General features: G+C 63.2%; 17 protein-coding genes. 6 read left to right on the forward strand and 11 right to left on the reverse strand.

The features are described 5' to 3' along the window. Positions 1-55: 55 nt before the first annotated feature. From iolE to AC4P1R_RS16970, 5 genes are all read right to left on the reverse strand, one after another. On the reverse strand, positions 56-955 hold the full coding sequence (gene iolE, locus AC4P1R_RS16950; RefSeq protein ID WP_069459709.1) for a myo-inosose-2 dehydratase: 900 nt from the start codon (positions 953-955) through the stop codon (positions 56-58). Between the two features lie 200 nt (positions 956-1,155). Beyond that, a complete protein-coding gene (iolD, locus tag AC4P1R_RS16955) occupies positions 1,156-3,009 on the reverse strand; it encodes a 3D-(3,5/4)-trihydroxycyclohexane-1,2-dione acylhydrolase (decyclizing) (RefSeq protein WP_492177256.1) in 1,854 nt (617 codons plus the stop codon). A 71-nt stretch (positions 3,010-3,080) separates the two neighbouring features. Continuing rightward, positions 3,081-5,033, reverse strand: coding sequence for a bifunctional 5-dehydro-2-deoxygluconokinase/5-dehydro-2-deoxyphosphogluconate aldolase (locus AC4P1R_RS16960; RefSeq protein WP_492177257.1), 1,953 nt, complete (start codon positions 5,031-5,033; stop codon positions 3,081-3,083). 109 nt (positions 5,034-5,142) lie between these two features. Continuing rightward, the gene (locus AC4P1R_RS16965; RefSeq protein ID WP_492177258.1) at positions 5,143-6,006 is read right to left on the reverse strand and encodes a MurR/RpiR family transcriptional regulator; all 864 of its coding nucleotides are present in this window, start codon (positions 6,004-6,006) and stop codon (positions 5,143-5,145) included. Between the two features lie 233 nt (positions 6,007-6,239). Further along, positions 6,240-7,370, reverse strand: coding sequence for a Gfo/Idh/MocA family protein (locus AC4P1R_RS16970; RefSeq protein ID WP_069459705.1), 1,131 nt, complete (start codon positions 7,368-7,370; stop codon positions 6,240-6,242). A 27-nt stretch (positions 7,371-7,397) separates the two neighbouring features. On the opposite strand from AC4P1R_RS16970, the gene AC4P1R_RS16975 reads away from it, so the two are divergent. Further along, positions 7,398-7,667, forward strand: coding sequence for a hypothetical protein (locus AC4P1R_RS16975; protein WP_492177259.1), 270 nt, complete (start codon positions 7,398-7,400; stop codon positions 7,665-7,667). Between the two features lie 72 nt (positions 7,668-7,739). Next, a complete protein-coding gene (locus AC4P1R_RS16980; RefSeq protein WP_151611919.1) occupies positions 7,740-8,585 on the forward strand; it encodes a class II glutamine amidotransferase in 846 nt (281 codons plus the stop codon). Positions 8,586-8,592: 7 nt separating this feature from the next. Here AC4P1R_RS16980 and coaBC read toward each other — a convergent pair whose 3' ends face one another. Next, positions 8,593-9,816: a bifunctional phosphopantothenoylcysteine decarboxylase/phosphopantothenate--cysteine ligase CoaBC gene (gene coaBC / locus AC4P1R_RS16985; RefSeq protein WP_069459703.1), complete on the reverse strand. Its 1,224-nt coding sequence runs from the start codon at positions 9,814-9,816 to the stop codon at positions 8,593-8,595. Between the two features lie 309 nt (positions 9,817-10,125). Here coaBC and AC4P1R_RS16990 point away from each other — a divergent pair, with 309 nt between their 5' ends. After that, the gene (locus tag AC4P1R_RS16990; RefSeq protein WP_492176801.1) at positions 10,126-11,472 is read left to right on the forward strand and encodes an IS5 family transposase; all 1,347 of its coding nucleotides are present in this window, start codon (positions 10,126-10,128) and stop codon (positions 11,470-11,472) included. A gap of 157 nt (positions 11,473-11,629) precedes the next feature. On the opposite strand, the gene AC4P1R_RS16995 is transcribed toward AC4P1R_RS16990, so the two are convergent. The 5 genes from AC4P1R_RS16995 to ubiE all read right to left on the reverse strand — a co-directional run bounded on the left by AC4P1R_RS16995 (position 11,630) and on the right by ubiE (position 16,246). Further along, the gene (locus AC4P1R_RS16995) at positions 11,630-12,172 is read right to left on the reverse strand and encodes a YbhB/YbcL family Raf kinase inhibitor-like protein (RefSeq protein ID WP_492177261.1); all 543 of its coding nucleotides are present in this window, start codon (positions 12,170-12,172) and stop codon (positions 11,630-11,632) included. 32 nt (positions 12,173-12,204) lie between these two features. Beyond that, positions 12,205-13,065, reverse strand: a complete 861-nt coding sequence (locus AC4P1R_RS17000; RefSeq protein ID WP_069459701.1) for a helix-turn-helix transcriptional regulator — start codon at positions 13,063-13,065, stop codon at positions 12,205-12,207. A 114-nt stretch (positions 13,066-13,179) separates the two neighbouring features. After that, positions 13,180-13,683, reverse strand: coding sequence for a GNAT family N-acetyltransferase (locus AC4P1R_RS17005; RefSeq protein WP_069459700.1), 504 nt, complete (start codon positions 13,681-13,683; stop codon positions 13,180-13,182). A gap of 207 nt (positions 13,684-13,890) precedes the next feature. After that, positions 13,891-15,465: a 2-polyprenylphenol 6-hydroxylase gene (gene ubiB, locus AC4P1R_RS17010; RefSeq protein ID WP_492177262.1), complete on the reverse strand. Its 1,575-nt coding sequence runs from the start codon at positions 15,463-15,465 to the stop codon at positions 13,891-13,893. A 4-nt stretch (positions 15,466-15,469) separates the two neighbouring features. Next, the gene (gene ubiE / locus AC4P1R_RS17015; protein ID WP_069459698.1) at positions 15,470-16,246 is read right to left on the reverse strand and encodes a bifunctional demethylmenaquinone methyltransferase/2-methoxy-6-polyprenyl-1,4-benzoquinol methylase UbiE; all 777 of its coding nucleotides are present in this window, start codon (positions 16,244-16,246) and stop codon (positions 15,470-15,472) included. Positions 16,247-16,416: 170 nt separating this feature from the next. Here ubiE and mutM point away from each other — a divergent pair, with 170 nt between their 5' ends. The 3 genes from mutM (at position 16,417) to rpsT (ending at position 18,558) form a co-directional block, all read left to right on the forward strand. Then, positions 16,417-17,307 (forward strand): bifunctional DNA-formamidopyrimidine glycosylase/DNA-(apurinic or apyrimidinic site) lyase, encoded by an 891-nt coding sequence (gene mutM / locus AC4P1R_RS17020; RefSeq protein ID WP_069459697.1) that lies wholly within the window; start codon positions 16,417-16,419, stop codon positions 17,305-17,307. Positions 17,308-17,339: 32 nt separating this feature from the next. Continuing rightward, positions 17,340-18,113 carry an enoyl-CoA hydratase gene (locus tag AC4P1R_RS17025; protein ID WP_492177263.1) on the forward strand — a complete coding sequence of 258 codons (774 nt, stop codon included), beginning with the start codon at positions 17,340-17,342 and terminating at the stop codon, positions 18,111-18,113. A 178-nt stretch (positions 18,114-18,291) separates the two neighbouring features. Continuing rightward, positions 18,292-18,558, forward strand: coding sequence for a 30S ribosomal protein S20 (gene rpsT, locus AC4P1R_RS17030; protein ID WP_069459695.1), 267 nt, complete (start codon positions 18,292-18,294; stop codon positions 18,556-18,558). Positions 18,559-19,563: the final 1,005 nt, after the last annotated feature.

Genomic DNA, 19,563 nt, shown 5'->3' on the forward strand with positions numbered 1-19,563 from the left:
AGGACGGGCAGGGCGGATGAGGGGCGTTCCTGCCAGGCGCGGCGGCCGGATGAGCTTACCTATCCAACCCCGCCTCCTTCGCAAACGCCTTCAGCGACTTCAGCCCGAGCGACTGGTATTCGAACGGGTTGCGCACCGCCGAATCCTGTTCGGCCTCGATGACCAGCCAGCCGTCATAGCCGTGCTCGGCGGCGATTTTCAGCACCGGCAGGAAGTCGACGCCGCCCTCCGCGTCACCGGGCACGGTGAAGACTCCGCGCCGCACCCCTTCGAGGAAGGAGAGCCCTTCGCTCTCGACCACCTTGCGGACGGCCGGGCGGACATTCTTGCAGTGGATGTGGCGGACGCGATTCATGTATTTGCGCGCCAATTCCGCCGGATCGGAGCCCCCGAACAAAGCATGGCCGGTATCGAGCAGCAGCTTGGTCGCAGGACCCGTGTGCTGCATCAGAAGGTCTATCTCTTCGCCGGACTGGACGATCGTGCCCATGTGGTGATGATAGACGAGGTCGATACCCTGGGCGGCGCAATATTGTGCGACCGCCTCGAGCTCGGCGCCGAACTTCTGCCACTGGTTCGCCGGCAGCACCGGCTTGTCCTTGACAAGCGATTTGGAGTCGTCGCCGTGGATCGCGTTCGAGGTCTCGCAGACGATCGCCACCTTGCAGCCATTGTGCTTCAACAGGTCAAGATGCGGCTGGATCGCCTTCTTCTCGGCCTCGACGTCATGGGTGAGCAGGTTGGTGGAGTGCCAGCCGGAAACGAAGACGAGGTCGTAGGAGGCGAGCTTCTGCTTCAATTCCTCCGGATCGGCGGGCATCTTGTGGCCCTTCTCGATGCCGTCGAAGCCGATCCTCTGGCAATCGGAAAGGCAATCCTCGAGCGTCAGATGCGCGCCGATCGTTTGGTCGTCGTCATTGCTCCAGGCAATCGGGTTGGTTCCGTAGCGGATCATCGCTTTTTACTTTCTGTTTCGCGTCTGCTTGATAGTTCGTTGTCTGTTGCGGGCGGGGGGCGACGGCGCTCCTCATCCGGCTGCCCGTGCTCCGCAGCAACTGTGCCTATAACTGCGGAGAATGGGACCGCCACCCTCTCCCCGCTTGCGGGGAGAGGGCTAGTCCCGGGTTGACCCGAGGAGAGGGGCCATTGCCGTGCTTAGCCGAAGCGCTGCGACATCAGCGCCTTCTCGTAGCCCTTCCGCGCCGTTTTTACCTGTTCGCGCTCAGAAACCTCCGGAACCGCCACGTCCCACCAGTGACCTCCGGCTTCCGTCGTGATCAGCGGGTCCGTGTCGATGACGATGACGGTCGTGCGCTTCTCGTTGGCGGTTTCCGCAAGCGCTGCTTCCAGTTCCGGGATCGAGCCGACCTTGCGGGTGACGGCGCCCATCGCAGCGGCATGCGCGGCAAAATCGATCTGCGGCAGTTCCACGTGGTGGGTGTCCCTGAGCAGATTGTTGAAGTTGGCGCCGCCGGTTTCCACCTGGAGCCGGTTGATGCAGCCGTAGCCCGCATTGTCGAGGAGCACGATGGTGAACTTTGCGCCGAGCATGATGGACGAGGCGATCTCGGAGTTCAGCATCATGTAGCTGCCGTCGCCGACCATGACGATCACGTCGCGCTCCGGCCGGGCGAGCTTGACGCCGAGGCCACCCGCCACTTCATAGCCCATGGTCGAGAAACCGTATTCCAGATGGTAGCCGCCGGGCTCTTCCGCCTGCCAGAGCTTGTGCAACTCGCCGGGCAGCCCGCCGGCCGCGCAGACGAGCGTCGTCTTCCGGCCGCCGCGGGTGCGTTGCACGGCGCCGATCACCTGGGCGTCCGAGGGCAGGGCCGCATTGGTGGTTGCCGTTGCCTTGTCGGCGGCCTCCATCCACTCGGCCTTCGCAGCCTTGGCCCTCTCGGTCCAGGCGCTGTCGGCCTTGTGCTCACCAAGCCCCGCCGAGATACGGGCGAGCCCGACTCGCGCGTCTGAGATCAACGGCAGGCCGTCGTGCTTGGCGGCGTCGAAGGGCTGAATGTTCAGGCCGACGATCTTCAGTTCGTCATTCTTGAAAAGCGCCCAGGAACCGGTGGTGAAGTCCTGAAGTCGCGAGCCGACGGCAAGCACCACATCGGTCTCTTCCGCAAGCCTGTTGGACGCGGAGGTTCCGGTGACGCCGACCGAACCCATATTGAGCGGATGCGAATGCGGCAGCGACGACTTGCCGGCCTGCGTCTCGACCACCGGAATGCCGTGCTTCTCCGCGAAGGCGGCAAGCTCCGCGCTCGCCTCCGAATAGAGCACGCCGCCGCCGGCGATGATAATCGGCTTCTTCGCGCCCTGAAGCTTCGCGATCGCCGCGGCGAGCTCGTCGGGATCGGGCTCGATGCGGCGCGGCACCCAGACCTTCTCATCGAAGAAGGATTGCGGATAGTCATAGGCCTCCGCCTGGACGTCCTGGCAGAGCGAGAGCGTCACCGGGCCGCAGTCGGCCGGGTCGGTCAGAACCTGCATGGCACGACGAAGCGCCGGTATGATCTGCTCGGGCCGGGTGATGCGGTCGAAATAGCGTGAGACCGGCCGGAAGCAGTCATTGGCCGAGATCGAGCCGTCGCCGAAGCTTTCGACCTGCTGCAGCACCGGATCCGGTCGGCGATTGGCGAAGACGTCGCCGGGCAGGAACAGGACGGGCAGACGGTTGACATGGGCAAGCGCTGCCGAAGTCACCATGTTAAGCGCGCCCGGACCGATCGAGGTCGTGCAGGCCATGAAGCGACGCCGGAAACTCGCCTTGGCAAAGGCAATGGCTGCGTTTGCCATGCCCTGTTCGTTCTGGGCGCGGTAGGTCGGCAGGGTTTCGCGCACGGAATAGAGCGCCTCGCCGACGCCGGCGACGTTGCCGTGGCCGAAAATAGCGAAGACGCCACCGAAGATCGGTACGCGCTCGCCCTCGATCACCGTCATTTGCCGTGTGAGGAACCGCGCCACGGCCTGTGCCATGGTCAGGCGCACGGTTTTCTGACTCATTTCCTGTTTCCTCCTGGTGGCGAAGTCTTGGCTTCGCCCTTTTTTACTTGATGCCGCAGGCAGGTTATCCCTTACGCAGCCTTGGTTTCACCCAGTCGCAGCCACAGATCCACCAGCGCCTTAAACTTCGCCGCCATGTCGGCGACGGCCTGGTCATCGCTCATCGAGCCGGTGAGCCAGGCCTTGGCGGCATCGGCGAAGATCGTCCGGCCGACCGCGAACCCCTTCACCGTCCTCGATGTCCTTGCGGCGGCAAAGCCGTCCTTCAGGACCTCATAGGGCGCTTCGAGTCCCAGGAGGACGACGCCCCGGCAGAGGGGATCGCGCGTTTCGATCACGGCATCGATGGCAGCCCAGGCCGTGCGGCTTGCCTGCGGCTCGAGCTTCCACCAATCGGGCTTCAGCCCCGCATCATAAAGCTCGTTGAGCGCGCGCGGAATGGTCTGGTCGTCGAGCGGGCCGTGCTTGCCGGCGATGATCTCGATCAGGATCTCGCGGCCGACCTTGCGAGCGGCCTCGAAGGCAGAGCGCAGCTTGGCTATCTGCGCCGCCTTGAGCTCGGCCGGGTCGTCTGGATGGAAGAAGGAGAGCACCTTGATGCAATGGTCGACGGGCCAGTCGATCAGGCGGCTACCGAGATCCTGACTGAATTCGAACTGCAGCGGACGTGAGCCTGGAAGTTCGATCGGCTTGGCAATCCAGAAGTCGCGATGGGCGCCGGCGGCGAAAAGCGCGTCGCGACCATATTTGTCGTCGATCAGCATGCCGAATCCGGGGCGGCCGCCCGCAACATCCGCAGCCGCCTTGACGGCCAAGGCCTTGAAGGCCGGAATCCGCTCCAGGAGCTCCGAATTTCCTTCGGCGATGTCCTCCAACTGGCTGCGGTGGTCGATGGCGAGCGCCATCAGAAGCGGGATCTCGCGCCGGCGTGTCGTCGCCCAGTGGACATGGTTGATCGCCTCGTCCTTTCGCAGCGCCTTTTCCTTGCTGCCGTGCTCGAGGAAATACTGCAGTTCGACCCAGGTCGGGATCTCCGGTGCGCAGAGCAGGCGGGAGACCGCGAAGGCGCCGCAGGCGTTGGCCCAGGTGGCGGACGTCGCGTGCGGCTCTCCGGTGAGCCATCCGCGCAGGAAGCCGGACATGAAGGCGTCGCCGGCGCCGAGCACGTTATAGACCTCGATCGGGAAGCCCTTGCCGACGATGCCGTCTTCGAGATTGTCCGAAATCGGCCCGTCATAGACGATGCAGCCCATCGGGCCGCGCTTCAGTACGATCGTGGCATCGGAAAGCGAGCGGATGGTCTTCAGCGCCTGGAGCAGATCGCTTTCGCCCGACGCAATCAGAACCTCCTCCTCCGTGCCGACGATGAGGTTGCAATCGCCAAGCACCGTCTTCAGATGCGCCGAGACGAGATCCGAAGCGATGTAGCGGCTCTCGCCCGCGTCATGACCGGCAAGGCCCCAAAGGTTGGGGCGATAGTCGATGTCGAAGACGATCCTGGCGCCGTTTTCCTTGGCGATTCGCATCGCCTTGCGCTGGGCGGCATCCGTATTCGGCTTGGAGAAATGGGTACCGGTGACAAGGATCGCCCGAGCGGCGCGGATGAATTCTTCCGAGATGTCGTCTTCTGAGAGCGCGTTGTCGGCGCAATTGTCCCGGTAGAAGAGCAGCGGGAACGATTTCTCGTTTTCGACAGCCAGGATCGCCAGCGCCGTCAGGCGCTCCGGATCGGTGACGATGCCCCGGGTCTCGACACCTTCGCGTTGCAGCTGCTCGCGAATGAAGCGGCCCATCTGCTCGTCGCCGACGCGCGTCAACAGCGCCGATTTCAGTCCGAGCCGCGCCGTGCCGACCGAGATGTTGCAGGGGCAACCGCCGACGGACTTGGCGAAGCTTCCCACGTCTTCGAGGCGAGTGCCGATCTGCTGGCCGTAAAGGTCGACCGAAGCTCTGCCGATGGTGATGATGTCGAGGGGCTTGGCGCCCAATTCCGATGGAATTCCGGCCGATGGAACCTGGCTCACTGCTTCCTCCCCGCGGGCGCCCTGCCGGCGCCGACAGTTATCCATATGTCATGGGCGATGAGGTTATGAAACATAAATTCCGTCACTTCGTCAATATGGAATTTCTATTCTATAATGGTTTCCCGGCTTCGGCGTGGCGGCGGCGCTTCTCGGCGATCGCCACGGTAAGCGCCATGGCGAAGGCCATGCTGGCGGAAAGCGAGCGAAAGCCGGCATGATCTGCCTCCACCAATTCGAACCAAACCTTGGAAGATTCGGCGAGCGGGGAAAATGCGGAGTCGGTCAGCGATACGACCGGCACTTTGCGATTGGCGAGGAAGCGTGCCTGGGTGGCGCTCTCCGAGGCATAGGGCGAGAAGCTGACGGCGAAGGCGGCATCCTGCCTCGTCGCCATCGCCAGCATGTCGTCGTCGATGCCGGCGGCCGTGCCCACATGCTGGTACTTCACCCTAAGCTTGCCGAAGGCATAGGCCATATAGCTGGAGATCGGATAGGAGCGGCGTTTGGCGATCAGATAGATGGTATCCGCCTTGGCGAGGATGTCGACACCCCGTTCGAAAGCCTGCGGACCGATCGAGGTTGCAACATTGTCGAGCGAACGGTGGGCGGCCGCGACGAAGCCGTTGAAGATCGAGCCGCTTTCGAGCTTGCTGTGATCGTTGCCGCGCAGCGCCTTCAGCCGGTCCTCGTAACCGGGCGTGCGCTCGCGCAGGCGCGCGCGAAAGATCTGCTGCAGGCTTGAAAAGCCCTCAAAGCCGAAATGTTGGGCAAAGCGCACCAACGTCGAAGGCTGGACATCGGCGGACGTGGCAATGCTCGCCGCCGTGCCGAAGGCGATTTCGTCAGGATGATCGAGCGAATAGGCGGCGACCTGCTTCAGGCGCTTCGGCAGTTGCGCCTTGCGCTCGAGAATGACGGCCTTCAGCGCCTCGAAGTCCTGGGGGATATCGGTGCTCGACTCCGGTGTTGGCATCGTTCAGCGTCTCCAAGTCCTCGCGTGCGCGCTCGTGTTGCGTTTGCCTCATCGTAATCGATCAGGAGCGTTCTGGATAGAACGGACGTTCCATTTTAAGTGCCTTTCCCAGGCCTTACAGCGCCGCGCGTCAGACGCGTCAGACGCGCAAAGGACGCCTTAACTCTTTGAAGCCGCGCATCGTACGTCCCGAAAATCGGGCCCGACCTTCGGGTCGATGCGCTGAACGCGGATCAGCCGACGTCGACCCACCTGTTGCTGCGAGCGGATTGATACGTAGCGGATAGCACTTTCTGAACTTCGTAGCCCTCCCGGAAATCCGTCGTCGGCCTGCGGCCATTGACGATGGCGTCGAGGAACTCGTTCACTTCGATCGCCTTCAACTCGTTGAAACCGATCTGATGGCCGGGCGCCACGCAGAACGCACCATAAGGGGGGTGCTCGGGTCCCGCCCAGATGGTGCGGAAGCCGCGGCTGCGTACATCGTCGCCGGCATAATAGATCCTGATTTCGTTCAGTCGCTCCTGGGTAAAGACGATGCTGCCCTTGGAGCCGTAGATTTCGAAATCATGCTGCATCTTCCGGCCGGTGGCTATCCAGTTCGCCTCCAAGCTGCCGCTAGCGCCGCTATCGAAGCGGACGAAGGCGCGGGCGATGTCGTCGACCTCGACGGCGCGTGTCTCGGTCGCGCCTCGCGAAACGGGGCGCTCGGGGATATGGATGACCGTCTCGGCGAGCACCGACCTGATCGGCCCGACAAGGTGGCGCATGCAGGCGATCATATGGCTGCCGATATCGGCGAGAGCCCCGCCACCGCTGCGCGGGTCGAGGCGCCATGCCCAGGGAATACTGGCATCGGCCATGAAGTCTTCCGCGTGGACGCCACGGAAAGAGCGGATATCGCCGATCTCGCCGCTTTCGATGATCTCCTTGGCAAGGAAGATCAGCGGATTTTTCAGATAGTTGAAGCCGACCTGCGTGACGACGCCGGCCCTTTCGGCAGCGGCGAGCATCTCAGCGCAGTCGTCGACCGTAGGCGCCAGTGGCTTTTCGCAATAAACGTGCTTGCCATGCGCGACCGCCGCAAGCGCCATCTCCTTGTGCATCAGGTTGGGCGTGGTGATGTCGATGACGTCGATATCGGGGTCGGCCAGGAGCTCGCGCCAGTCGGCCGTCGCCTTGCGGAAGCCGAGCCGCGCGCGTGCGGCTTCGGCGCTCTCGGCAGTCACGTCCGCCACCGACACGAGGTCGATTTCGTAAGGCAAGTCGAAGACCCGCGCCGCGATGGTGAAGCCGAGCGCATGGGCTTTGCCCATGAAACCGGTCCCGATCAGGCCTACACCCAATCTGCGTTTGTCGCTCATCTCGTCTCCTCCCGGGGCAGCGGCCTCATGATCGAAGAAAATGAAATGAACTGTGCGATCAATGTCAATATGGAATATTTATTCGAAAACTTCCTCGGCAGCTGGGGAATGCAGCGCCCCGGGTCTTTTCAGACGCGCAAAGGCCGCTGTAGCACTTTGAATTGCTGCATGTCCTTTTCCTCGAATGGAGGTCGATTAAGGAGAGATGCAGTAGCGCGTCAGGCCGCCGGACGTCATCACCAAAAGGCGAATTCGTTAACGCAATTTTACCATGTTTCGCGGCAAGATCGCCGCTGACGATGGTTGACGAATCGCCCCATTACCGCGCGGATTGGGGAAAACGTCCAGACGTACCGGAGTGATTGACGCATGTGCCGTTGGGCCGCCTATCGTGGAGAACCGCTCTATCTGGAGGAACTGGTAACGTCTCCGGCGCACTCGCTGATCGAGCAATCCCATTGCGCGACCCGTGCAAAGACGGCCACCAATGGCGACGGCTTCGGCATCGCCTGGTATGGCGATCGTCCGGAGCCAGGGCGCTATCGCGACATCCTGCCCGCCTGGTCCGATTGCAACCTGAGAAGCATCGCGCGGCAAATCCGCTCACGCCTGTTCCTCGCCCATGTGCGCGCGGCGACCGGCGGCGGTACGCGCCGCGACAATTGCCACCCCTTCGTCCATGGCCGCTGGTGCTTCATGCACAATGGCCAGATCGGCGATTTCGAGCATCTGCGCCGGCCGATGGAAAACATGCTCGACAACGATCTCTACGCGGCGCGCACCGGCACCACCGATTCGGAACTGCTCTTCCTTCTGGCGCTGCAGTTCGGTCTCGACGGCGATCCGCTCGGCGCCATGGCGGAGGCGCTCGGCTTCGTCGAGCGGCTTGCCGAAGAGATGGAACGGCCGGCACTCGTCCGCTTCACGGCCGCCTTCTCGAACGGAGATGAACTCTATGCGGTTCGCTATGCCTCCGACCAGAAGGCGCCGACGCTCTACGCCGCACCGATGGGGGAGAATGGCGGCTATTGCCTCGTGTCCGAGCCGCTCAACGACGATAATGCCTGGGCCGAGATCCCCGACGGCTCCGCGGTGGTCGTCGGCGAAAACGGCGTCGATGTGCTTCTCTTCGGGGCAGCCGATATTGCCGTTCGCGAGCGTCTTGCGGTCGCGGCGGTTCCGCCTGCTGCGGCAGGCAATCTGCAATTGAACTGAGTAGATATCAGACGGAAAGTCTCGCGGCGATCAGCGCCGCGAGTCTCTCGGCCACCTCGTCCTTGCCCATCTCCGGCCAGTCCTCCGTGCCGTCGCGGCCGACCAGCTTCACCGTATTGCGCTCGCCCCCCATGATCCCGGTTGACGGCGAAACGTCGTTGGCAAGGATGTAATCGGCGCCTTTCCGTTCGAGCTTCGTTCGGCCGTTGTCGGCGACATTCTCCGTCTCGGCGGCAAAGCCGATCACCAGCTTGGGGCGCGAGGCGTGGTGGCCGACTGTCTTCAATATGTCCGGGTTCTCGGCAAGCAGGAGCGGCTGCGGGGCCTCGCCCGGCCGCTTCTTGATCTTGTTGCCGGCGGTCGCGGCCACGCGCCAGTCGGCGACGGCGGCGACCATCACGGCAATATCGGCCGGAAGTGCGGCGAGCACCGCATCGCGCATCTCCTCGGCACGCTCGACGTGGACGACGCGTACACCCACGGGATTCGGGATCGTCACCGGCCCCGACACGAGGGTGACCTCCGCTCCAAGTCTCGCAAGCGCCGCCGCGATCGCATGACCCTGCTTGCCGGAAGAGCGATTGGCGATATAGCGAACCGGATCGATGGGTTCATGCGTCGGCCCGGAGGTGACGATCGCCTTTCGCCCGGCAAGCGGTCTTTCTTCCCGGACGAGCAATCGCTCGATCGCGGCGACAATCTCGAGGGGCTCGGCCATTCGGCCTTCGCCCGCCTCGCCGCTCTCGGCCATTTCCCCTGCGGCCGGGCCGACGAAAAAGATGCCGTCGCCGGCAAGGGTCGCACGGTTGCGGCGTGTCGCCGGGTGCATCCACATCCTCGGGTTCATGGCCGGCGCGGCGAGCACCGGCCGGTCGGTCGCAAGCAGCACGGTCGAGGCAAGGTCGTCGGCATGGCCATGGGCCATCTTCGCCATCAGATCCGCCGTGGCGGGCGCAACAACGACGAGGTTGCAATCGCGGGCGAGGCGGATATGGCCGACGTCCTGCTCGTCCTCGCGCGAAAAGAGATCGGTGAACACATGGGAGGCGGAGAGCGCGCCGACGGCGAGCGGCGTCACGAATTGTTGCGCACCGGCCGTCATCACCGGCCGAACTTCCGCCCCGCGCTCGCGCAGTCGCCGGATGAGGTCGAGGCTCTTATAGGCCGCGATACCGCCGGAGATGATGAGAAGAATGCGCTTGCCAGCCAATGTCGTTTCGTTTGGGATCATTCCGCTTCGGCCTGTCGCCGCTCCCGTTCTTTGACGGCGAACCTAGCGCAACGGCCCGAAAATCGGAACCGATTTCGAAAGGCTCGATGCGCAGATTCAAAGAGTTGCAGCGACTTGGCGCGTCTGAAAAGTCGTCCGTGAACTATCCGTACGTCTCTGAAAGCGCTCTGTAATTTCTGCTTTCCTGCGGTACAGTGTTGCAAGAAAGGCGCTGGCTAAGCGCGCTTTTCTTGCAATTTGATTTTGCGGTTTGCGCCTTCAGCGCGGCGTGATTCACTCGGTTTAGCGGCGGTGAATCGAGGAGCGGCGATGTCGAGACCACGCGAGCGGCGCGAGACGGGGGAGCAGGATCTATTCCGCTCCCGGCTGGATCAGATCATCAACATGAAGCACGAACTGGTGCGGCTGGCGCAGGCGATCGACTGGCCGTTTCTGGAGCGCCACTTCGGTGAAGTCTATAGCGACGGCCCCGGCATGCCGCCGCTGCCGACGCGGCTGATGGCCGGGCTTTCGATCCTCAAGCATACCTTCAACCTGTCGGACGAGGAGCTGTGCGCCCGCTGGGTGGAGAACCCCTATTTCCAATATCTGTGCGGCGAAGAGTTCTTCCGCCATGACCTGCCGTTCGACCGCTCGTCGATGACCCGCTGGCGAGGGCGCATGGGAGAGGAGCGGCTGACCGCGCTGCTGCAGGAAAGCCTGGCGGTGGCGGTCAAGACCGGGGCGATGCAGCCGGCCGACACACGCCGGGTGATCGTCGACACCACCGTGCAGCCGAAGAACGTGATGTTCCCGACCGACGCGAAGCTCCTCCACCGGGCGCGCGAGCGACTGGTGAGGCTGGCGAAGAAGACCGGCGTGAAGCTGCGCCAGACCTATCTGCGGATCGGCAAGCTGGCGCTGATCAAGCACCAGCGCTACGCCCATGCCAAGCAGTTCAAGCGGGCCAACAAGGCGCTGCGGACCCTCAGGACCTATCTCGGCCGCACCGTCCGCGACGTTCGCCGGCAGATCGGCGATGACGAGAAGCTGCGGGCGATCTTCCTCTGGCCGCTCCACCAGGCCTCGACGGTTCTGGAGCAGCGGCAGCGCCAGCGCGGCCGCAAGATTTACAGCCTGCACGCGCCGGAGGTCGAATGTATCGGCAAAGGCAAGGCGCACAGGCCGTACGAGTTCGGCGTCAAGGTCTCCGTCGCCACCACGCTCAAGCGCTCGAGGGGCGGCCAGTTTGCCCTGCATGCAAAGGCCTTGCCCGGCAATCCCTATGATGGCCACACGCTGGCGACCGTGATCCCGGACATGGAGAAAACCATCGGCAACGAGATCGGCCGCATTCTCGCCGACGCCGGCTACCGCGGCCACAATGCCCCGGAGAGCCACAGGTTCAGGGTCTTCACCAGCGGCCAGAAACGCCGCGTCACGCCGGCGATTAAGCGCGAGATGCGGCGGCGTTCCGCCGTCGAACCGGTCATCGGCCATCTCAAGGCCGAGCACCGCATGGGCCGCAACTATCTCGCCAGCGAACACGGCGACGCCAACAACGCCGTCCTGGCCGCCGCCGGCTACAACTTCTCGCTCCTTCTCAACTGGTTGAGGCAGCTTTTGTGGCTGCTGCTCGCCTGGCTGCACGCCCGAGCGAACCCGCGCGCCGCTTAGCGATAGTCATTGTTCACGGTCGACTGAAAAGATGCGCGGCGCCGTGGCCGAGGGGGCGGCCGTGTGCGTTGGAGCGCGCCCCCCCGAGCGGGGCGGAAGGAAAATGCGCCAGCGGTGGGGAGCCGCCACCGGCAGGGCACTTTGCCCGGAGTGCGCGTCAGCGCTCGTATTCGACCTCGATCGTCGCCTGGTCGAGTGAGTTTGCCCGGACGAAGAAACCAACCATGGCGGCGGGTGCCTTGCCATCGAGGGGGAGCTTGTCGAGCGACAGCGCGTACACGGTGAACTGGTAGCGGTGCGGTCCATGACCTTCGGGCGGGCAAGCACCGCCATAACCTGAGGCGCCGAAATCGGTGCGGCCTTCCACCGCGCGTGCTGAAAGTTTCTTGTCTCCGCTCGCTCCGCTTGCGAGCTCCGTGACATTGGCGGCGAGGTTGAACACCGTCCAGTGCCACCAGCCGGAACCCGTGGGCGCATCCGGATCATAGGCCATGATGGCGAAGCTCTTGGTGTCCGCCGGCGCACCCGACCATGAAAGGTGCGGCGAGATATTCCCCCCGCTGCAACCGAAGCCGTTGAAGACTTGCGCATTGGCCATGGTCTCGCCGGGCGTCAGATCCTTCGAAGTCAGTTTCATTTCGGCCTGGGCGGCCGTGGCGCCGAGCAAGCTCAGGCCGAGAATTGCAATGATGAAGCGCATGGTGTTTTCCTGCAGTTACGAACGCAGCAGGCCTACTGCTCAACGGAGATTTCGTCTCTCCCGATCCGCGCAACTTCTGTCCCAATTCGCTCAATTATATCCGGATCTCCCCGCACGTCGCGCGGATTGACGCCAAATCGCTCCTTGAAGCGTACCGCAAATTGGGATGGAGAGTCGTATCCGACTGCCAAGGCGACGTGGGCGACGGGCAGGGTCGTCGTATGCAGGAGAGCCAGGGCACGTGTCATGCGGGTGTCGCTCAAGGTTTCGGTGAAACTGGTATTTTCCGCGGCCAGCTTGCGCCGCAACGTCGCCTCGCTCATGTGGAAGCTGCGGGCGGCGTGCCCGGAAGTCCAGTCGTAGGCCGGGTCCTTCTCGATCATCTGGCGCAGGCGGTCCTGCAAAAGCAGGTCTCCACGCTCGCCCAATATGGCCCCGCCGAGCGCGAACCAGGTAATGAGTTCCATCAGGCGCACCGAAGCCACGGCGGCGGGCAATGTCGCCAATCTTTCGGGAGAAGAGCAAAAGTCGAACAGCGCCACCGCCTCGACGGGTAGATCCCGAGCCTTCATGGGAACCGCCGTCCGCGGGGGCGTGATGCAGCCGACGCGAAGATAGGTCTCTTCGAATAAGGAACGGGGGATTGGCAGGACACGCGCTTCATAGTTCTGAGGTGACTTGGGAATGTTCTCCATCGTCATGGGCCGATGGTCGGGCAACAGGCCAAATTCGCCGGCCAGGAGGCGCAGAGAGGTATCGCGGACGACCACGACCTTGGTTCCCGAACGCACCTGGACAAGAACCGGCATTGTGCTCACGAGACGATGAAAACATGCTCGTCCCCTTTGGCGGAGGAAGGCACCGTTTGGAAGAGAAGGGGCTTCGTGCTTCATGAGTCTTCTGGTCTTCAGTTGTCGGACGGCATGACATTTTCGGAGGGCCGCCGCAAGGAGCAGGGGCTGTGACCGGTCCGCTCTTGCCTGCCGGCCGGAAGGGCCGCTTTCCGACTACTCTCTGATCCGCGCCATGGCGAAGACGTCCGCGAGCATCCCGTCACGCAGAGCGTAGGATTTCAATACGCCCTCCGTGACGAACCCCGCCTGGCGGTAGAGCCCGATTGCCGCCTCGTTCTCGGTGAAAACCGTAAGCTCGAGGCGCGCGATGCCGAGCCAGCGGTCGGCGGCCTCGATCAGGGCGTTGAGCATCGCCCTGCCGATACCGCGTCGGCGATAATCGTCGTGGACCGACATGCCGAGTTCGGCGGCATGCTGGCGCCGGCCTTTGTGACGATGCAGTCCCGCAAGGCCGACGATCGTTTCCTCGATCTCCGCGACGATGACCATGTCGCCTTCTCCTCGGTTCTCGAGCCATTCGCGCGTCCGTTCCGGCGGTGCGAAGGGTTGGCGCAGCGTTCCTGCCCGGACGCCCGGCAGATCCCTGAGGAGGGCGAGCGCCTTCCAGTCGGCAACGGATGCGGCACGAATGTGGAGATCAGGCGATGGTGCATTCATTGTCTCGTTTCCTCTGTCGATAGATCCGAGGAAACAGAGCCCGGCCCTGCTCGCTCGGCAGGGTTGGCTGGAGAACAGCTCGCCTAAGACAACAGCTCTCCCGCATGCCCTGAGGTCTGCGCGGTCACCATCATCACGAGCAAGAAGCGACTGTCCATGGGCGGACATTATTCCACGTTGCGGGAATTGAGAAGAGCTATTTGGCGCTCAAACGAGCCGCCAGGCGATATAGACGAGCGCCGCCGCGATCACCCAGAGCGCGATGCGGCCCGAGCGTGCGTGGCGCGCCTCCGCCTTGCCGATCGCCTCGGCGGTCGCCGCATCGAACCGCAGGCCTTTCTCGCTCATCGCCATGATGTCCTTCGAAAAGCGCTCCGTGCGGGCCGCGATTTCGGGAACGGCTTCGGCGACGCGAAGGGCTGCGTGCAGGCCGTCGCGCAGGTCGGTGACGATGCGCTTCGGGCCGAGATTGTCGCGGATCCAGCTGCCGACGACCGGCTCCGATGCCCGCCACATGTTGAAGCGCGGGTTGAGCGTGCGGGCGACGCCTTCGACGACGACCATCGTCTTCTGCAGCATGACGAGCTCCGGGCGCGTCTGCATGTCGAAGAGCTCGGTCACCTCGAAAAGCAGGGTCAGGAGCTTTGCCATCGAGATCGTTTCGGCCGGCTGCCCGTGGATCGGCTCGCCGATGGCGCGGATCGCCTGGGCAAAGCTTGCGGCGTCGTGATGCGACGGCACATAGCCGGCCTCGAAATGGACATCGGCAACGCGCTGGTAATCGCGCGTGATGAAGCCGTAGAGGATCTCGGCGAGGAAGCGGCGCTCCTTCTTGCCGAGCCGGCCGACAATGCCCATGTCCACGGCGACGATATGGCCCGCCTCGTCGACGAAGAGGTTGCCCTGATGCATGTCGGCATGAAAGAAGCCATCGCGTAAGGTATGCCGCAGGAAGGACTGGATCAGCGTCTCGGCGAGGCTGTTGAGATCATAGCCGGCGGACCTCAGGCCCTCGATATCCGACATCTTGATGCCATCGATCCATTCCATGGTGACAACGTCGCGCCCGGTGCGCTCCCAATCGACCTTGGGCACGCGGAAGCCGGAATCTTCTTTCGTGTTCTCGGCGAGCTCGGAAATTGCCGCAGCCTCCAGCCGCAAGTCCATCTCGACCTTGGTCGTCTGCTCGAGCGTCCGCGTCACCTCGACCGGCTTCAGCCGGCGGGTATAGGGCAGGAACCGCTCCTGCATGCGCGAGACCAGATACATAGCCTCAATATCGGCGGCAAAGCGCTGGCGGATGCCGGGCCGGATCACCTTGACGGCGACCTTCTCGCGTCGGCCTTCACGCAGGATGACGGCCGGATGGACCTGGGCGATCGACGCGGCCGCCATGGGCTCGTGAAATTCCGCGAAGAGTGTGTCGACGCTGCGGCCGAGCGAACCTTCGATCGCTGCCTTGGCCGCACTCGGTGGGAAAGTTGCCATCTGGTCCTGCAGTTGCGAGAGGTCGGCGGCGAGTTCCGCGCCGACCACGTCAGGACGCGTCGCCAGGAACTGGCCGATCTTCACATAGGAGGGCCCGAGCCGCTCGACGGCGCGGGCAAGCCGGCCGCTGCGCTCTTCGAACCGTGCCTTGCGGCGGGCGAGCAGGCCGGCGACCTTCTTTGCGAAGCGCGCGGAGGGAGGCAGGTGCTCGGAGGGGATCGCTGCAAATACGCCTTCGCGCGTGAGCACCCAGCCGATCCGCACGAGACGGAAATATGCTCCAGGCGTGCTCATGCGTTCAGATTTTCCAGCCCGAATGCAGCGCTGCAATGCCGCCGGTGTAATTGGTGAAGGAGACGCGGGCGAAGCCCGCCTCGTGGATCATCGCCGCGAAATCGCGCTGGTTCGGGAATTTGCGGATCGACTCGACCAGATACTGATAGGGCGCGTGGTCGCCGGTGATGAGCTTGCCGAATCTGGGGATCGCATGGAACGACCAGGCATCGTAGAAGCTGTCGAGCAAAGGCATCTCCACCTCGGAGAATTCCAGCACCAGCAGCCGCCCGCCGCGCTTCAGTACCCGATAGGCCTCTCTTAGCGCCACCTCGATGCGCGGGACGTTGCGGATGCCGAAGGCGATCGTGTAGGCATCGAAGGAATTGGCGGCGAAGGGCAGGTCCTCGGCATTGGCTTCGACGAATTCGAGACTGGCGTCGAGCCCCTTCTTTCGCGCGCGCTCGGCGCCGACCGCAAGCATCGAGCCATTGATGTCGAGTACGGTCGCATGCGCCTTTCGGCCGGAAGCCTCGACGATGCGGAAAGCGATGTCTCCGGTGCCGCCGGCGACGTCGAGCACCCGGTAACCTTCTCGGCGTGGCGGGTTGAGGGCAGCGATCATCGCATCCTTCCAGACCCGATGCAGGCCCGCCGACATCACGTCGTTCATGATGTCGTAGCGTTTCGCGACCTTGTGGAAGACATCGTTGACGAGCGGCTGCTTTTCGTCCGCGCCGACTTCGCGAAAACCGAAGGAGGTCTCCATTCCGCCATTCGCCGATACGCGCTCATCCGTCATCCGAATACTCCACTTCATACAAACGCGCCGGCACCATAGCGAAAACACCCGATCCGCGCTATCTCAGCGACGAGGTTCCGGCTGCGGCATAGCGCACCTATAGGTCATTGCTCCGGCGATGGGAATGCATGTATCCGGACGGAATGAACAGAGGATAAAGGAAGACGGCGGTGCCCGAATTGCCCGAGGTGGAAACGGTCAAGCGCGGATTGGCGCCGACCATGGAGGGGGCGCTGCTGCTGCGCGCCGAATTGCGCCGGCCGGACCTGCGCTTTCCTTTTCCTGAAAACTTCTCTGCCACCGTTTCCGGCCGCCGTATTGTTTCGCTGTCCCGGCGCGCCAAATATCTGACGATCGATCTGGAGGGAGGCGACGTGATCATTGCGCATCTCGGCATGTCCGGCTCTTTCCGAATCGAGAGCGGCGCGTCGCCCGCGACCCCCGACGCCTTCCACCACCCGCGTGGAAAGGACGAGAAACACGACCACGTCATCTTCCACCTCGATGCCGGGGTCGGGCCGGCGCGCGTCATCTATAACGATCCGCGCCGCTTCGGCTTCATGGATCTGGCAAGGCGCGATACGCTCGCTGATCATGCCTTCTTCCGCGACCTCGGCGAGGAGCCGACGGGGAATGCGCTCGACGCCGCCTATCTGGCGAGCCGCCTTGCGGGCAGGGCGCAGCCGCTGAAAGCGGCGCTTCTCGACCAGAGGACCGTTGCGGGTCTGGGCAACATTTATGTCTGCGAGGCCCTGTGGCGAGCCGGGCTTGCGCCCACTCGGCCGGCGGGCACGCTGGTCGACAGCCGCGGCCGGGCGAAAGCGGGCCTTTCCGGCCTGGTGGAGGCGATCCGCGCGGTGATTGCCGACGCGATTGCCGCCGGCGGGTCCTCGCTCAAGGACCATATCCAGGCGGATGGCAGCCTCGGCTATTTCCAGCATGCCTTCTCCGTCTACGACCGGGAGGGCGAGGCTTGCCGGACGCCCGGCTGTGGCGGTACGGTCGCCCGCATCACGCAGGCGGGGCGCTCGACCTTCCATTGCCCGCGCTGTCAGAAATAGCCTTGGAACGCCGATTCTAGGAGGAGACGACAATGAGCTACGAGACCCTGCTGGTTGAGATGCACGGGCGTGTGGGCCTGATCACCCTCAACCGTCCGCAGGCATTGAATGCGCTGAATGCGACCGTCATGCGCGAGCTCGATGCGGCCCTGAAGACCTTCGATGCCGACAGGAATATCGGAGCGATCGTCATTGCCGGATCGGAAAAGGCCTTCGCCGCCGGTGCCGACATCAAGGAAATGCAGTCGCTCGATTTCGTCGACAGCTATCTCGGCGATTTCCTCGGCGGCTGGGAGCATGTTGCGGACGCCCGCAAGCCGATGGTCGCGGCGGTCTCCGGCTATGCGCTCGGCGGCGGTTGCGAACTCGCGATGATGTGCGACTTCATCATTGCTTCCGAAACCGCCAAGTTCGGCCAGCCGGAAATCACCCTCGGCGTCATTCCGGGCATGGGCGGGTCGCAGCGCCTGACGCGCGCCGTCGGCAAGGCGAAGGCGATGGACCTGATTCTCACGGGCCGGATGATGGATGCGGCCGAAGCCGAGCGGGCAGGGCTGGTTGCCCGCGTCGTCGCGCCGGAGAGGCTCGTGGAAGAGGCGCTCGCCGCCGCCGAGAAGATCGCCTCCTTCTCGCTTCCCGCGGTAATGATGGCGAAAGAGGCGGTCAACCGCTCGCTCGAAATGACGCTCGCCGAAGGCTTGCGCTTCGAGCGGCGGCTCTTCCAGTCGCTGTTCGCGACCGAGGACCAGAAGGAGGGGATGGCCGCCTTCGTCGGCAAGCGCAAGGCGGAGTTCAAACACCGCTAGGGACGTTTTCTCAAATTGCGCGTTGACGCGGGACTGGTTTCCCTTTATACGCCGCCCACAGTCTGGAACGCCTCACGCGGGCTTTCCGAGAATGCTCCCGAATTGCTTGGATGACAGGTCGCAGTGACCCGGCACGGCGAAGGCGGAGTTCATGTCAGGTTTTCGAAGAGAGGCATCAATGGCCAATACAACTTCGGCGAAAAAGGCGACCCGCAAGATCGCACGCCGTACCGCAGTGAACAAGGCCCGTCGTTCGCGCGTCCGTAGCTTCGTCCGTAAGGTTGAAGAGGCGATCGCTTCCGGAGATCAGGCCGCCGCCGCCGCCGCCCTCAAGGCGGCTCAGCCGGAACTGATGCGTGCCGCCACCAAGGGCGTGCTGCATGCCAACACGGCATCGCGCAAAGTCTCCCGCCTGGCGCAGCGGGTGAAGGGTCTTTCGGCCTAACCCGGCTAAATAAAAACCTGTTTACAAACAGCCCGGCGTCTTGCGCCGGGCTGTTTCGATTCGTATTTCGGCCATAGTCATGGTTAATTTGTCCACTAATGCTTGTGTCATTGGTGTGACAGAAATTATTAAGTGATTACAACGGCTTGCGCGAGCTTGTCGGACTCGGGGCATCGGTTTTGGTGCACGTATCGGCTGCAAAATGAGTCAAGCGAATTTTTATTTTTTTCTTTTTCGCCAGCTAAGCAAGAAGGGCGAAAATCAAAACCCTTGATTCAAAAGCGATTCTTTTGAGACTCGGGACGCGCATGCAAAACCCAGCATGAGAGTCAACCGGCCGCGCTTAAAGAGCGGTAAAAAACCCGATTGATCTTGCCTGCCGATCCTGCCTAAATGGCTTCCACAGGGGACACGGACCACATCTGTTTAGAAGGTCTTCGAAGTCATTTCCTAGAAATGGCTAACGGGCTTTCTGTTCCCTGCGGCGGGGTAAATCCACGTCGCTCAATCAAAAAAGCCAGTAGAGAAGCCGAGCGAGTCTTCGCGTCGGAACGAGAATTCTTCGCCTTACGATTGCAGCGCGGGTGTGGCCTCGGATTTGTTTTGAGTCGAGACGTTGGAGGAAGAAGATCAGGTTGCCCGCACATGCGAGGGTGTGGAGCAACTGCGACGAGGAAAGTCTGCCCTTCGGTCCGAATGCTGCCGCAGGGTAGCCAAGTGCAAAGCGCAGGGGACATCCGCTCGGCACGATGAGCGGGCGAGCGCGACGCGCACCGCGACGGGATTATGAGGAGCCCGGATCGGTGTCATGGGCGTCCGTTCGACGCGGCATGGCCTTCGAGGAGGCGGCCGCGGCCGGCGGGCATAAGAAGATGAGGCCGGCAGCGATGACGGCATCGGAGAATGATTTTGGAAGGCGGCAACATGCAGATGAATTTGGCGACGGCACCTGAAGGATTCCAGGCCGGAAGCAATCAGTCTCAGGCGGCGGGGGAAAAACAGGAC

This window comes from Sinorhizobium sp. Y406, assembly GCF_058732025.1.